13 protein-coding genes are annotated in these 12,694 nt (G+C 66.0%); 8 read left to right on the top strand and 5 right to left on the bottom strand.

Going from position 1 to position 12,694, the window contains the following annotated elements; translation table 11 throughout:
• Positions 1-50 precede the first annotated feature (50 nt).
• The 7 genes from KSS90_RS03905 to KSS90_RS03875 all read left to right on the top strand — a co-directional run bounded on the left by KSS90_RS03905 (position 51) and on the right by KSS90_RS03875 (position 6,513).
• A complete protein-coding gene (locus KSS90_RS03905; protein ID WP_217868289.1) occupies positions 51-656 on the top strand; it encodes a CDP-alcohol phosphatidyltransferase family protein in 606 nt (201 codons plus the stop codon).
• 30 nt (positions 657-686) lie between these two features.
• Positions 687-2,441 carry a bifunctional alpha/beta hydrolase/class I SAM-dependent methyltransferase gene (locus KSS90_RS03900; protein ID WP_217868287.1) on the top strand — a complete coding sequence of 585 codons (1,755 nt, stop codon included), beginning with the start codon at positions 687-689 and terminating at the stop codon, positions 2,439-2,441.
• Complete coding sequence (locus tag KSS90_RS03895; RefSeq protein ID WP_217868285.1) at positions 2,441-3,766, top strand: phosphatase PAP2/dual specificity phosphatase family protein; 1,326 nt, start codon at positions 2,441-2,443, stop codon at positions 3,764-3,766. Before KSS90_RS03900 ends, KSS90_RS03895 begins: the two co-directional genes overlap by 1 nt.
• Positions 3,763-4,182, top strand: coding sequence for a hypothetical protein (locus tag KSS90_RS03890; protein ID WP_217868283.1), 420 nt, complete (start codon positions 3,763-3,765; stop codon positions 4,180-4,182). The genes KSS90_RS03895 and KSS90_RS03890 overlap by 4 nt, the downstream gene beginning before the upstream one ends.
• A gap of 6 nt (positions 4,183-4,188) precedes the next feature.
• Positions 4,189-4,809, top strand: coding sequence for a lysophospholipid acyltransferase family protein (locus KSS90_RS03885; protein ID WP_217868282.1), 621 nt, complete (start codon positions 4,189-4,191; stop codon positions 4,807-4,809).
• A 1-nt stretch (position 4,810) separates the two neighbouring features.
• Positions 4,811-5,743 (top strand): phosphatidate cytidylyltransferase, encoded by a 933-nt coding sequence (locus KSS90_RS03880; protein WP_023631694.1) that lies wholly within the window; start codon positions 4,811-4,813, stop codon positions 5,741-5,743.
• Positions 5,744-6,168: 425 nt separating this feature from the next.
• Positions 6,169-6,513 (top strand): cupin domain-containing protein, encoded by a 345-nt coding sequence (locus KSS90_RS03875; protein ID WP_023631693.1) that lies wholly within the window; start codon positions 6,169-6,171, stop codon positions 6,511-6,513.
• Positions 6,514-6,755: 242 nt separating this feature from the next.
• Here KSS90_RS03875 and mmsB read toward each other — a convergent pair whose 3' ends face one another.
• Together mmsB and KSS90_RS03865 are read right to left on the bottom strand one after the other, a co-directional pair.
• Positions 6,756-7,646, bottom strand: a complete 891-nt coding sequence (gene mmsB / locus KSS90_RS03870; protein WP_217868280.1) for a 3-hydroxyisobutyrate dehydrogenase — start codon at positions 7,644-7,646, stop codon at positions 6,756-6,758.
• A gap of 10 nt (positions 7,647-7,656) precedes the next feature.
• Entirely contained in the window at positions 7,657-9,183 is a 1,527-nt protein-coding gene (locus KSS90_RS03865; protein ID WP_038707313.1) for a CoA-acylating methylmalonate-semialdehyde dehydrogenase, read from the bottom strand.
• 133 nt (positions 9,184-9,316) lie between these two features.
• Here KSS90_RS03865 and KSS90_RS03860 point away from each other — a divergent pair, with 133 nt between their 5' ends.
• Entirely contained in the window at positions 9,317-10,267 is a 951-nt protein-coding gene (locus KSS90_RS03860; protein WP_217868278.1) for a LysR family transcriptional regulator, read from the top strand.
• Between the two features lie 40 nt (positions 10,268-10,307).
• Here KSS90_RS03860 and yfiB read toward each other — a convergent pair whose 3' ends face one another.
• Genes yfiB through yfiR form a run of 3 tightly spaced genes read right to left on the bottom strand, consistent with a single transcriptional unit; the run spans position 10,308 to position 12,655 of the window.
• Positions 10,308-10,808 (bottom strand): outer membrane lipoprotein YfiB, encoded by a 501-nt coding sequence (gene yfiB / locus KSS90_RS03855; RefSeq protein ID WP_217868277.1) that lies wholly within the window; start codon positions 10,806-10,808, stop codon positions 10,308-10,310.
• 3 nt (positions 10,809-10,811) lie between these two features.
• Positions 10,812-12,083, bottom strand: coding sequence for a diguanylate cyclase DgcN/YfiN (gene dgcN, locus KSS90_RS03850; RefSeq protein ID WP_217868276.1), 1,272 nt, complete (start codon positions 12,081-12,083; stop codon positions 10,812-10,814).
• Entirely contained in the window at positions 12,080-12,655 is a 576-nt protein-coding gene (gene yfiR / locus KSS90_RS03845; protein ID WP_217868271.1) for a regulatory sequestration protein YfiR, read from the bottom strand. The genes dgcN and yfiR overlap by 4 nt, the downstream gene beginning before the upstream one ends.
• Between the last annotated feature and the right edge of the window lie 39 nt (positions 12,656-12,694).

Raw genomic sequence — 12,694 nt, 5'->3', positions numbered from 1 at the left:
CCTGATTCCCCACAATCGCGGCCATGCAGCACCATGACAGGGAATTCGCCGTGCCATCCATCTACCAGCTCAAACCCCGCTTCCAGGCGCTGCTGCGCCCTTCGGTGCAACGCCTGTACGAGCGTGGCGTCACCGCCAACCAGGTCACCGTCGCCGCCGCGGCGGTCTCCATCGTCCTTGGCCTGCTGCTCGCCTGGCAGCACCAGGCCACCTGGCTGTTCATCCTGATACCACTGTGGATGCTGCTGCGCATGGCGCTGAACGCGGTCGACGGCATGCTCGCCCGCGAGTTCGGCCAGCAGTCCAGGCTCGGCGCCTACCTCAATGAACTGTGCGACGTGATCGCCGACACCGCGCTGTACCTGCCGTTCGCCCTGTTGCCGGGCGTTTCGCCGACATTGGTGGTGCTGGTGGTGGTGTTCGCCGTGATCAGCGAATACGCCGGGGTAATGGGCCCGCTGGCCGGCGCGTCACGCCGCTACGACGGGCCGATGGGCAAGAGCGACCGGGCCTTCGCCTTCGGCGTGCTGGGCACCGGCGTGGCGTTCGGGCTGCTGGCCGCGAGCTGGATCAATGGCCTGCTGCTGGTGATCCTGCTGCTCTCGCTCTATACCCTGTACAACCGGGTTCGCCACGGCTTGGCCGAAACCCGCTGAGCCCCTCGCTGCCGGACAAGGATATTCGCCATGCGCCAAGCGCAATCGCTGCATTTCTGCACCCATGACGGCGTCGAGCTGCACTATCGCCAGTGGCCCGCCACGCGCAACGAGCATCAACCACGCCGCGCCGTGGTGATGTTCCACCGTGGCCACGAGCACGGCGGGCGCATGGCCCACCTGGCCGACGAACTGAACATGCCCGGCTACGATTTCTTCGCCTGGGACGCCCGCGGCCATGGCCAATCGCCAGGAGCACGCGGCGACAGCCCGGGCTTCGCCACCAGCGTGCGCGACGTGCAGACCTTCATCGAGCACCTCCAGGCCAGCCATGGCATCGCAGAACCCGACATGGTGGTGCTGGCGCAAAGCGTCGGCGCAGTGCTGATCGCCACCTGGGCCCATGACTATGCGCCCAAGGTGCGCTGCCTGGTGCTCGCCTCGCCGGCGTTCAAGGTCAAGCTCTACGTGCCCTTCGCCCGCCCCGGCCTGAAGCTGATGAAGGCCCTGCGCGGCAACTTCTTCGTCAACAGCTACGTCAAGCCGCGCTTACTGACCCATGACCCGGAACGGGTCATGTCGTATGTCGCCGACCCGCTGATCAGCCGGCCCATTTCGGTCACCATGCTGCTGGGCCTGTATGACGCCGCCGACCGCGTGGTGGCCGACGCCCAGGCAATCCAGGTGCCGACGCAACTGCTGATCTCCGGCGCGGACCTGGTGGTCGAGCGCAAGCCGCAGGAGCAGTTCTTCGAGCGCCTGGGCAGCGCACGCAAGGAAAAGCACATCCTGCCCGGCTTCTTCCATGACACCCTTGGCGAGCGCGACCGCGCCCACGCCCTGGCGCGGATCGAACGCTTCGTCGCGCACTGCTTCGACGCGCCGTCAGCGCGCCCTTCCTTGTTGGACGCCGACAGGAGCGGCGCCAGCTGCGCCGAGGCCGAAAGCCTGGCTGCGCCGTTGCCACGCCATTCGCCACGCGACCTCTACTGGCGCGCCACCCGTGCCGGCCTGCGGCTGGGCAAAGGCCTTTCCGAGGGGGTGAAACTGGGCTTCGACACCGGCTTCGACTCCGGCTCGACCCTCGACTACGTCTACCGCAATACGCCGACCGGCAAAGGCCGGTTGGGCGAGCTGGTCGACCGCAACTACCTGGACGCCATCGGCTGGCGCGGTATCCGCCAGCGCAAGCTGAACGTCGAGGAGCTGTTGCGCCTGGCCATCGCCCAGTTGCGCGAGCAGCAGCGCCCGGTCCATATCGTCGATATCGCCGCCGGCCATGGCCGCTATATCCTCGAGGCCTTGCAGGGCCTGCAGCAACTGCCCGACTCGATCCTGCTGCGCGACTACAGCGAGCTGAACGTGCAACAGGGCAACGCACTGATCAGCGAAAAAGGCCTCGTCGAGATCGCCCGCTTCGTCCAGGGCGATGCCTTCGATCGGCAAAGCCTGGCCAGCCTCACCCCACGCCCCACCCTCGCGGTGGTCTCGGGCCTCTACGAGCTGTTCGCCAGCAACGAGCTGGTCGGCAATTCGCTGGCGGGCCTGGCCGATGCCGTCGAGGACGGCGGCTACCTGGTCTACACCGGCCAGCCCTGGCATCCGCAGCTGGAGATGATCGCCCGCGCCCTGACCAGCCACCGCGGCGGCCAGGCCTGGGTGATGCGCCGACGCAGCCAGGCAGAGATGGATCAGTTGGTCGAGGCCGCAGGGTTCCGCAAGATCACCCAGCGCATCGATGAATGGGGCATCTTCAGCGTCAGCCTGGCGCAGCGGGTGCGCTGATGGCCCGTGAAACCGGGCTGATCCGCCGCGGCGTGCTCTGGCTGCTGCTGCTCGGGCCGTTGTTTTTCCTCAGCTACGGCCTGGCCAACACCTACACGGCCGGACGCGATGATATCGGCAGCCTGGTGTTCGTCTGGGAACGGCATATGCCGCTGTGGCCGTGGACGATCATCCCGTACTGGTCGATCGACCTGCTGTACGGGTTGTCGTTCCTGCTGCCGCGTACACGTCGCGAGATGGACCGACATGCCCTGGCATTGCTCACGGCACAGGTGATCTGCGTGGCCTGCTTCCTGCTCTGGCCGCTGCGCTTCACCTTCGAGCGCCCCGAGCTGTCGGGGTTGTTCGGCTGGCTGTTCGATGTACTTATGGGCTTCGACAAGCCCTACAACCAGGCGCCTTCGCTGCATATCGCGCTGTTGGTGATCATCTGGACGATGTTCGCCCGCCATACGCGGCATCCAGCCTGGCGCTGGCTGGTGCACGGCTGGATGGGGTTGATCGGGCTGTCGGTCCTGAGCACCTGGCAGCATCACTTCATCGATGTACCGACCGGGGCGTTGGCCGGGTTCGTCTGCCTGTGGCTGTGGCCGCAACAAGGGCCGTTGCCCTGGCAGCAGGCGCGCCTGGCACGCGATCCCAAACGCTGGCGGCTGGCGTTGCGTTATGGACTGGGCGCGGTGGTGCTGGCCGTACTCGGGTTCAAGCTGGGACACACCGCCTTGTGGCTGCTCTGGCCTGGGTTTTCACTGCTGTTGGTAGCGTTGAACTATGCGCTGTTCGGGGCGCAAGGTTTCCAGAAAGGCAGCGATGGCCGGCTGTCGGTCGCGGCGACGGCATTGCTGGCGCCTTACCTGATTGGGGCCTGGATCAATTCAAGGCTGTGGACCTGGCGCCACCCGCAGGCGGATGAGGTATGCGAGGGGGTGTACCTCGGGCGTGTGCCGGGAACGGATGATGTCATGCAGTTCTCGGCGGTGATCGACCTCAGCGCGGAGCTGATCTGCCCCGGCCTCAGCGCGGGGCAAGCCCGCGCCCCCAAGTCCTATCTGAATCTTCCGTCACTGGACTTGATCGCCCCTGACACGCAGACCTTGCAGCAAGCTGCCGAGGCCATCGAACACCTGCGCCGGCACGGCCCGGTGCTGGTCTGCTGCGCACTCGGCTACTCACGCAGCGCCAGCGCGGTCGCCGCCTGGCTGGTGGTCAGCGGTCGCTGCAAGGCAATCTCGCATGCCGAAGCACTGATCCGCCAGGCGCGCCCCGGCGTGGTCTTGCATCCAGCCCACCGCCAGGCCCTGCGGCCGCTGGAGATACAGCCATGAACCTGTTCGTCGTCGCCAGCCTGCTCGCCCGTGGCCGCCAACTGGAGCGCTGGTCCGACGGCATCACCTTGCTGGCCCTGGCCTGCAGCCTGGCGCCCATGCTGGGCGTGCCGTTGCCAGCGCTACCCCGGGTGTTCTGCGCAGCGTTGCTGGCGCTCGGCCTGGCACACAAGTACTGGGCCATACGCGTGGCCCTGGATGCCGAGCTGTTCGCCCGGCTCGCCAGCCGCGACGACCTGCCCGCCGATACCCAGGCCCTGGACCGTACACTGTTCGAACTGCGTCTGAAGCCGACCGCCGACGATCCACGCGGCTGGCCTGCGCGCAGCGAGGCCGCCCTGGCCCTGCTGCGCCGTCAGGCCTTGTGCCTGGCCGCGCAGTTGCTGCTCGCCGTCACCCTCCCCTTCACCGGATAACCCCCGATGCTCGCCAGCCTGACTGCCTTCGTCATCACCTCTGCCGCCCGCCTGATCACCGGTGCCCGCGCCTTGTGGCTGGGCTGCACCCCGCAACCGGTGCAGCGCCTGTACTTCGCCAACCACAGCAGCCACGGCGACTTCGTGCTGCTCTGGGCCGCGCTGCCCGAGCCGCTGCGCCGCCGCACCCGGCCAGTGGCCGGCGCCGACTACTGGTGCAAGCCGGGCATCCGCGATTTCCTGATCCGCCAGGTGTTCAACGGCGTGCTGATCGACCGCCAGCAGGCCAGCGAGGGCAACCCGCTGCAATCGGTGCTCGACGCCTTCGCCCAGGGTGACTCGCTGATCTTCTTCCCGGAAGGCACGCGCAACCTCACCGATGACCCGCTGCTGCCGTTCAAGAGCGGCCTGTTCCACCTGGCCTCGGCCAACCCGCAGGTGGAGCTGGTGCCGGTGTGGATCGCCAACCTCAATCGAGTCATGCCCAAAGGCCGGGCGCTACCCCTGCCCCTGCTGTGTACCCTGAGTTTCGGCGAGCCGCTGCACCTGCAACCGGACGAAGCCAAGCACGCCTTTCTCGAGCGGGCCCGCCAGGCCCTGCTGAACCTGGCCCCGAAGGAAGCCTGAGATGGATCACAACACCCTGTCGCTGTTCGCCGGTATCGGCGCCCTGCTGCTGCTCGCCAGCCTCGTCGGCCGCCTGCTCAAGTGGCGTGCCGGCCCCGCGCCGCATGCGGTGATCGACAACCTCAACGCGCGCATCAATGCCTGGTGGGTGATGGTGCTGGTGATCGGCATCGCCTTCCTGTTCGGCAAGTACGGCGTCATCGTGCTGTTCTACGGCGTCTCGTTCTACGCCCTGCGCGAGTTCATGACCCTCACCCCGACCCGACGCAGCGACTACCCCGCCCTGGTGGCGGCGTTCTACGTGGCGTTGCCGGTGCAGTACCTGCTGATCGCCATGGACTGGTACGGCCTGTTCAGCATCTTCATCCCGGTGTACCTGTTCCTGCTGTTGCCGATCCTCGCCAGCTTCGGCGGCGACACCACGCGCTTCCTCGAGCGCGCCTCGAAGGTGCAGTGGGGCCTGATGATCGCGGTGTACTGCGTGTCCTCGGTGCCGGCGCTGATGACCCTGGACATCCCCGGCTACGAAGGCCGCAACCTGCTGCTGATCGCCTGGCTGATCCTGGTGGTGCAGATCAGCGACGTGCTGCAGTACGTCTGCGGCAAGCTGTTCGGCAAGCGCAAGGTGGCGCCCAACCTGTCGCCGTCGAAGACCGTCGAAGGCCTGGCCGGCGGCGTGGCCTTGGCTACCCTGGTCGGCGCGCTGCTGTGCTGGATCACCCCGTTCACCTTCTGGCAGGCGGCGCTGATGGCGCTGACGGTCAATGCCATGGGCTTCTTCGGCGGGCTGGTGATGTCGGCGATCAAGCGCGACCGCGGAGTGAAGGACTGGGGCCACATGATCGAAGGCCACGGCGGCATGCTCGACCGCATGGACTCGGTGTGCTTCGCCGCGCCGGTGTTCTTCCACTTCGTGCGGTATTGGTGGGCGTGAGGTACTGGGGTTTGGCGAAAGCCTTGCAGTGTCGGTGAGATCGAGCGCCGCCCGCGCGGCGCATCGCGGATGAATCCGCTCCTACATCTGTTGCAACGTGGCCATGCCTGATTGGCCACGGTTGTAAGCCTTGTGCGCTCGACGCGATTTTTCGGTGGGCATTGCCGCCGCTCCACCTATCTCAGGCCCTGCGCCAAGGCTGGCAACCATGGCCTGACAGGTTCGGTACGTTGCAAAAAATGTAGGAGCGGATTCATCCGCGATGCGCCGCGCGGGCGGCGCTCGATCTCATAGGCGCTGCAAGGCATCCGGCAAGCACCTGAGCATAGCGCGCTCTGACAGCTGGACGTCGAGCCCAGGCAACTGCCCGTACGTCGATGGCCCTATGGTGACGCGTCATCTCACCCGTTACTTGGAGCCACGCCATGTCCGATTTCATCACCGTCCTGCGCGAAACCTGCCCGACCCCGGTGGTCGACGCGACCAAGTGGAAGCGCATCGGCGGCGACCCGCACACCGTCAACCTAAACGCCTACCTGTCCGCCGACGGCAGCAAGATCATGGGCACCTGGATCTGCACGCCAGGCAAGTTCGAGGTCAACTACGAGAAGTGGGAGTACTGCCATTTCCTCGATGGCTATTGCATCGTCACCCCGGAAGGCGAGGAGCCGAAGCATCTCAAGGCGGGGGATGTGTTCGTGATCGAGCCGGGGATGAAAGGGACCTGGGAAGTGGTCGAGACGGTGCGCAAGTATTTCGTCTTTGCCTGATCGTTCGGCAAAAACGCACATCCTGTGGGAGCCGGCTTGCCGGCGATCACCGGCAAAGCCGGTGCCCAAAACCGCGCTGCCTGCATCGCTGGCAAGTCGCAGCGGCGAACCGCAGCTCCCACAGGGGCTTCATTGCCTGGAAGATCGCGGGCAAAAAAAATCGCGAATCGCATGCTCTTCCCCCAAGGTGCGCAGTTACAAGGGGGAAGACCATACGGTCCGCGATCAAGTCCACTCGCGGGTCAATCCTTCTTGCGGTACCCCTCGACGATCGCCGAGAAATCCTTGCCACCCTCGCCGCGCAGGCTCATGGCCTGGTACAGCTGCTGGGCCACGGCACCCAGGATCACCGGCTGGTGCGCCTGACGCGCGGCCTCGGTGGCCAGCCCCAGGTCCTTGAGCATCAGTTCGGCGCCGAAGCCGCCGGTGTAACCCCGTGAAGCCGGGGCAGTCTCGATGATGCCTGGCCACGGGTTGTAGGTGTCCGAACTCCAGCAACGTCCGGTCGAGCTGTTGATGATCCCGGCCAGCACCTTGGTGTCGATGCCCAGCGCATTGCCCAGGGCCATGGCCTCGGACACGCCGATCATCGAGATACCCAGCAGCAGGTTGTTGCAGATCTTGGCGATCTGCCCAGTGCCGACTTCGCCGCAATGCACGATATTGCGGCCCATCTGCTCCAGCACCGGCTTGAGCGTGGCGAACAGCTCGGCGCTGGCGCCGACCATGAAGGTCAGGGTGCCGGCCGCCGCGCCACCGGTGCCGCCGGAGACCGGCGCATCACCCATGTCGATGCCCTTGGCCGCCGCGGCCTTGGAGACCTCACGGGCGGTCTGCGGATCGATGGTGCTGCAGTCCACGGTCGGGGTGCCGGGGCGAATGCCGGCCAGCACGCCGGTTTCTTCGTCCAGGTACACGCCACGCACATGAGCGGCGGCCGGCAGCATGGTGATTACCAGGTCGCTGTTGGCGGCGGCGTCCTTGGGCGAGGTGCTGACCTGCCCGCCCAGCTCGGCGAGTTCGGCCAGCACGGTCTTGTTCAGGTCGAACAGGTTGAGCTGGTGCCCGGCCTTGATCAGGTTGCGGGCCATGGGCGCGCCCATGTTGCCCAGGCCGATGAATGCGATACGCATGACGAGCTCCTTAGCGCAGGCTGATGGTGGTGTTCACACCGTCATTGACGCTGTCATCGTCGAACCAGCGGGCGGTGACGGTCTTGGTCTGAGTGTAGAACTGCACCACCTGCTTGCCGTACGGGCCGAGGTCGCCGAGCTTGGAACCGCGCGAACCTGTGAAGCTGAAGAACGGCACCGGTACCGGGATCGGGATGTTGATACCGACCTGGCCGATGTCGATCTCGCTCTGGAACTTGCGCGCCGCCGCGCCGCTCTGGGTGAACAGGCCGGTACCGTTGCCGAACGGGTTGGCGTTGACCAGGGCGATGGCCTCGTCGAGGGTATCCACCTCCAAAGTCACCAACACCGGGCCGAAGATTTCCTGGGTGTAGACCTGCATGTCGGTCTTCACCCCGGAGAACAGGGTCGGGCCGACGAAGTTGCCTTGCTCGTAGCCCGGCACCTTCACGTCGCGGCCGTCCAGTTCGAGCTTGGCGCCCTCCTTGATGCCGCTTTCGATCAGGCCCAGCACCCGCTCCTTGGCGCGCTTGGAGACCACCGGGCCGACATCGGTGCCCGGCTCGTTGCCGGCATTGACCTTGAGCTTGCTCGCCGCGTCCTTGATATCCGGCAGCCATTCGCGGGCCTTGCCCACCAGCACCGCCACCGAGGTGGCCATGCAGCGCTGGCCGGCCGCGCCGAAGGCGGCGCCGACCAGGGCGTTGATGGTCTGGGTGCGGTTGGCGTCGGGCAGCACCACGGCGTGGTTCTTGGCGCCCATCATCGACTGCACGCGCTTGCCGTGCTGGCTGCCCAGGTTGTAGACGTGGGTGCCGACTTCGGTGGAGCCTACGAAAGAGATCGCCTTGATGTCCGGGTGGGTGCAGATGCCATCGACCACTTGCTTGCCGCCATGCACCACGTTGAGCACGCCGGCCGGCACGCCAGCCTCCAGCGCCAGCTCGACCAGCATCATGGTCGACAGCGGATCCTGCTCGGACGGCTTGAGCACGAAGGTATTGCCGCAGACGATGGCCATCGGGAACATCCACAGCGGGATCATCGCCGGGAAGTTGAACGGGGTGATGCCGGCGCACACGCCGATCGGCTGGCGCAGCGTGTAGGTGTCGACGCCGCCGGCGACGTTCTCGGCGAACTCGCCCATCTGCAGGGTGCCGATGGAGGCGGCGTGCTCGACCACTTCCAGGCCGCGGAAGATATCGCCCTCGGCATCGGCAATGGTCTTGCCCTGCTCGGCGCTGAGGGTCACGGCGATGCGCTTGCTGTGTTCGCGGATCAGCGCCTGCAGCTTGAGCATGATGCGCATGCGCGCGCCGATGGGGGTGTCGCGCCAGGTCTTGAAGGCACGCTCGGCGGCGGCCACCGCGGCGTTCACTTCCTCGACGGTGGCGAACGGCACACGCGCCAGCACTTGCTGGGTGGCCGGGTTGACGATGTCGCGCCACTCGGTGGTTTTCGACTCGACCCATTGGCCGTCGATCAGCAGCTTGACCTGCTCGACCTTGGTCTGGTCGGGCGTCTGGGGTGCGTTCATCTGCGCTCTCCTTGGAATTATTGTCGGAACGAAGACGCCTACGCCGGCATGGACACGGGGTGGCGTACAGGGGCTGAGATCGAGTATAGATGTGCAAACATCCAACAAGAATGCACAAAAAAACCGGATCATCATGCAAAAAGACCTCACCTCCCTGAGCGCGCTGAACTGGGACGACCTCAAGTTCTTTCTTGAGGTAGCGCGCACCCGCAAGGCCAGCAGTGCGGCCAAGCGCCTGGCCGTGGACTACACCACGGTGTCGCGGCGCATCGGTTCACTGGAAGGGGCGCTGGGCACTTTGCTGTTCGAGAAATCGCGGACCAACGGCTTCGTCCTCACCGCCGAGGGCCAGCGTCTGCTGGGTTATGCCGAGTCGATCGAGAGCACCCTGCACATGGCTTGCGAGCAAGTCTCGGGCTCGGGCGTGGCGTTGTCGGGGCATGTGCGCATGGGCTGCACCGAAGGCTTCGGCAGCTTCTTCGTCACCCCGCAGCTGAGCCACTTCGTCGATGCCTGGCCGGCGATTTCGGTGGACATCCTGCCGCTGCCGCACTTCATCAGCCTGTCCAAGCGCGAAGCCGATATCGTCATCGCCCTGGAGCGCCCGGAACATGGGCCTTACGTGTGCTGCAAGCTGTGCGACTACCGCCTGCGCCTGTATGCCACCCAGGACTACCTGGACAACCATGAACCCATCCGCGAGATCGCCGACCTGGGGCGCCACCCGTTCATCAGCTACGTGGACGACCTGGCCTTCAGTTCGGAGCTGCTGTACCTGGCCAACCTGATCCCCAACGCCAACGCGCACCTGCGCAGCACCAGCGTGATCGCCCAGTACACGGCGGCGTTGCAGGGGCGTGGGCTGGCGATCCTGCCGTGCTTCCTGGCGGCGCAGGACCCACGGCTGGTGACGGTGCTGCCGGAGCAGATCGAGGTGACGCGGCAGTTCTGGATGTACTGCCGGGAGGACCTGCGCAAGTTGAAGCGGATCACCCTGCTGTGGGATTACATCCGCGAGGTGACCGAGGCCAATGCGCCGTTGTTGATGGGGGAGACGCGGGAGATGAAGTTCGCTCGGGATTGAGGGTAGGCATCATCGCGGGGCAAGCCCCGCGATGTCGGTATCACTCCGACCCCACCACGATCGACACCCGGCGATTCTCCATGCGCCCTGCGGCGGTGCGGTTGTCTGCCACCGGCTGGCTGCTGCCCATGCCGCGGGTCTGGATGTTCTGCGGCTGCATGCCGATGCCGGCCAAGGCCTTTGCCACGCTCTGCGCGCGGCGCTCGGACAACTGCTGGTTGTAGGCGGCCTTGCCCGAGGCGTCGGCATGGCCGTCGATGCGCACGCGCTGGATATCCACCGACAGCAACGCCTTGCCGATGCGCTCGACGATCGACTCGCTCTGGCTGTTAAGGCTGTCCAGGTCGCTGCCGAACAGCACCTTGCCGGACAGGTCGAACGCCCAGCCGTCATCGGTCGGGGCGAAGCCCTCGCGCTTGAGCACGGCGACCTGCTCGGGTGTCAGCCCCTTGGGCGGCACGCTCTGGCAGCCGGTGAGGGCGAACAGCGCCAGCAGCAGGGTGAATAACGGGAAACGCAGTACGGAAAAAAGCTTGGTCACGGTTCAGCTCCTGTTCTTTGCATCGTTGGCACAGCGTTCCGTCTGTGCCACTTGCCAATGGCCGCGGCGATTGCGCTTGGCCTGGTACATCGCCGCATCGGCGGCATTGAGCAGACTGGCCGGGTCGCGGCCGTCGTCCGGGTAATAGGCGATACCAACGCTCAGCGACGTGGTGAGGCTGGTACCATCCTCCAGCTGCACCGGCAGCTTCATGCTGGCGACGATCTTCTCGGCGATACGCTGGGCATCCTCGCGCGAGTGCAGCGGCGTCAGCAGCACGGCGAACTCGTCGCCGCCCAGACGCGCCACCAGGTCATGCTCGCGCAGTTGCGCACGCACCCGGCTGGCCACGCTGATCAGCACTTCGTCTCCCACCGCATGGCCGAGGCTGTCGTTGATCTGCTTGAAATGGTCGCTGTCGAGGAACAACAGGGCCAAGTGATCTTCAGTGCGTGCGGCGTTGCGCAGGCTGCGACTCAGCCGCCCTTCGAAGAAGGCGCGGTTGGGCAGACCGGTCAGGCTGTCATGGCTGGCCTGGTGGGCGAGGGTCTCGTTCTCGCTTTGCAGGTGGCTCTGCCACACCTCCAGTTCATCGAGCAGGGCATTGAAGTCGTTGCCCAACTCGTTGAGCTCGGCGATCTGGGTTTGCGGCACTCGGCGGTCGAAGCTGCGTTCGCGCCGCGCCGCATGGGCAACGCTGGCCAGGTTGCGCAGAGGCCGGATGATGTCGCCGAACAGACGCCGTGACAGGTACAGCGCCAGCACCGCACTGAGCACCGTGCAAACCAGGATCCCGACCAGGCCGCTGAGCAGGAAGCGCACCAGGCTGCCACCCTGCCCGGTCAACTCGATATGCCCGACGCGCTGGCCCATGTGCTGCACCGGCATGTTGATCGGCTCCTCCAGCAGGCTGCGCGCCACCAGAGTCTGCAACTGCGCCATGAGCCCTGGCGCATCGCGTTGCCAATGGGCAAGCAGTTCGCCGTCGTTGTCGTAGACCTTGGCGTCGGCCACCTCCTCGGTGGAGGCGATAAGCGCCAGGGCCTCGTTGGCCGCGGCACTGTCGTCGAAGACCACGGCGGCCTCGACGGTGTAGTTGATGGAGCGGGCGATCAAGTGCAGGTTGTGGCTGGCATACACGCGCAACGCCGCCACCCCGAGCAGGGTTACCAGTACCCCGGCCAGACCGGCGGCCAGCAGGGCCACGCCGAGGTGACCACGCCCGAGCACGGCGCGCAGGGTCGGCCGGCTGAAGCGCTTGGCTGAACGTTTCATGGCTGTCCTGCCCGCCGTCGCGACAGCTGCAGCACGCTGGGGTGGATGCGCACGCCGCTGCGCGCCACCGAGTCGAGGTTGACGTCGAACGCCACCTGCTGATCACCGACCCGCAGGCAGAACAGGCTGCCCACCGTGCATGGATCGTCGGCTTCGCTGATGCTCAGCACCGGATGGCCATTGACCCGCTGGAACAGCCGTTCACGCTCCAGCTTGTCGAGCTTGCCGAGGTAGATGGCATCGCAGGCGCTGGCCACGCTCGGGTCGTCGGCCAGCAGGCGGCTAACCTGCAGGGGTTGCCCGGAGTTCTGCACGTTGCCCTTGATCAAGTCGTCGGCGTACTCGGTGGGGCCGACCAGGCACAGGCGCAGGGGGGTAGGGTTGGCAGGCCAGCGCGCGTAGCTGAGGATTCCCAGTACCACCTGGGTCACGGCCTTGGCCCGTTGCTGCGCCTGCGCATCCGACGCGGCACTGCCCGCCCAGGCGGGAGCGCCGGTCGACAACAGCGTGGCCATCAGCAGCGAGAGCGCACAACCCGTCACTCGTCTCAAGGCCGAGACAGCCACAGTCATGGGGGGAAATCTCACAAAATGTTTGCGGATAATGCCGCA

This window comes from Pseudomonas maumuensis (genome assembly GCF_019139675.1).
Classification (GTDB): Bacteria; Pseudomonadota; Gammaproteobacteria; order Pseudomonadales; family Pseudomonadaceae; genus Aquipseudomonas; species Aquipseudomonas maumuensis.
Note: the sequence above shows the minus strand (reverse complement) of the source record. Positions and strands in the feature narration are given on the sequence as shown.

Coding starts and splice junctions, on each gene's coding strand:
- KSS90_RS03900 (WP_217868287.1), top strand. CDS start 687: ATGCGCCAAGCGCAATCGCTGCATTTCTGCACCCATGACGGCGTCGAG.
- KSS90_RS03895 (WP_217868285.1), top strand. CDS start 2,441: ATGGCCCGTGAAACCGGGCTGATCCGCCGCGGCGTGCTCTGGCTGCTG.
- KSS90_RS03890 (WP_217868283.1), top strand. CDS start 3,763: ATGAACCTGTTCGTCGTCGCCAGCCTGCTCGCCCGTGGCCGCCAACTG.
- KSS90_RS03885 (WP_217868282.1), top strand. CDS start 4,189: ATGCTCGCCAGCCTGACTGCCTTCGTCATCACCTCTGCCGCCCGCCTG.
- KSS90_RS03880 (WP_023631694.1), top strand. CDS start 4,811: ATGGATCACAACACCCTGTCGCTGTTCGCCGGTATCGGCGCCCTGCTG.
- KSS90_RS03875 (WP_023631693.1), top strand. CDS start 6,169: ATGTCCGATTTCATCACCGTCCTGCGCGAAACCTGCCCGACCCCGGTG.
- mmsB (WP_217868280.1), bottom strand. CDS start 7,646: ATGCGTATCGCATTCATCGGCCTGGGCAACATGGGCGCGCCCATGGCC.
- KSS90_RS03865 (WP_038707313.1), bottom strand. CDS start 9,183: ATGAACGCACCCCAGACGCCCGACCAGACCAAGGTCGAGCAGGTCAAG.
- KSS90_RS03860 (WP_217868278.1), top strand. CDS start 9,317: ATGCAAAAAGACCTCACCTCCCTGAGCGCGCTGAACTGGGACGACCTC.
- dgcN (WP_217868276.1), bottom strand. CDS start 12,083: ATGAAACGTTCAGCCAAGCGCTTCAGCCGGCCGACCCTGCGCGCCGTG.
- yfiR (WP_217868271.1), bottom strand. CDS start 12,655: ATGACTGTGGCTGTCTCGGCCTTGAGACGAGTGACGGGTTGTGCGCTC.